We start from the raw sequence: 915 nt of genomic DNA on the forward strand, positions 1-915 counted from the left end.
ATGAACTTATTTCAATAATGCGCTGAGTTTTGTTTTGTATGTTTGAAAGTGGTGGAGGATGACGGGATCGAACCGCCGACCCCTTGCTTGTAAGGCAAGTGCTCTCCCAGCTGAGCTAATCCTCCACGAAAATTGACCCGTACGGGATTCGAACCCGTGTTACCGCCGTGAAAGGGCGGTGTCTTAACCACTTGACCAACGGGCCATGCTGATGGATAATGGCGGAGAGCAAGGGATTCGAACCCTTGAGGCGCTATTCACGCCTACACGATTTCCAATCGTGCTCCTTCGACCACTCGGACAGCTCTCCACGATGGCTCCGCAGGCAGGATTCGAACCTGCGACCAATCGGTTAACAGCCGATTGCTCTACCACTGAGCTACTGCGGAATCATAACAATGTCTAGTTTCTCAAACTGATTTGATCATGCAACTGCTCGTCACTGAGCCGCTGCTGAAAGATATCTCTTTAGACATTTACTATTATAATGATTCGTGATGAGCTGTCAAGGCTTTTTTCATTCCTTCAAAACTAGATAACCGTCGGAAGAAGCCGCGCTTCGTACTGTCTAGCTCCGGCTCGCCGCCGCTCGGGATCAAATAACCTTCTCCCTCGGGGTGCAAGCACCCCTGCGGGCGAAGAACATTTGCCCGTCGCGGCGAACCGCTCGCCTCCGCTTTTCTAGGTTAAGCCCTCGATCGATTAGTATCCGTCAGCTCCACGTGTCGCCACGCTTCCACCTCGGACCTATCGACCTCGTCATCTTCGAGGGATCTTACCCGCTTCACGCGGTGGGAAATCTCATCTTGAGGGGGGCTTCACGCTTAGATGCTTTCAGCGCTTATCCCGTCCGCACATAGCTACCCAGCGGTGCCCCTGGCGGGACAACTGGTACACCAGCGGTGCGTCCATCCC

Annotated in this window: 4 tRNA genes and 1 rRNA gene; all 5 read right to left on the bottom strand. The window is 53.4% G+C overall.

The features are described 5' to 3' along the window. Positions 1–49: 49 nt before the first annotated feature. A tRNA-Val gene (locus ETC05_RS17260) sits at positions 50–125 on the bottom strand. Between the two features lie 8 nt (positions 126–133). Then, positions 134–205 (bottom strand) — tRNA-Glu (locus ETC05_RS17265). 14 nt (positions 206–219) lie between these two features. Then, positions 220–310, bottom strand: a tRNA-Ser gene (locus tag ETC05_RS17270). Positions 311–314: 4 nt separating this feature from the next. Then, positions 315–389, bottom strand: a tRNA-Asn gene (locus tag ETC05_RS17275). A gap of 293 nt (positions 390–682) precedes the next feature. Next, positions 683–915 (bottom strand): 23S ribosomal RNA (locus tag ETC05_RS17280); the annotation flags it as partial.

The sequence above is a fragment of the Geobacillus sp. BMUD genome (assembly GCF_013096845.1).
GTDB lineage: Bacteria > Bacillota > Bacilli > Bacillales > Anoxybacillaceae > Geobacillus > Geobacillus vulcani.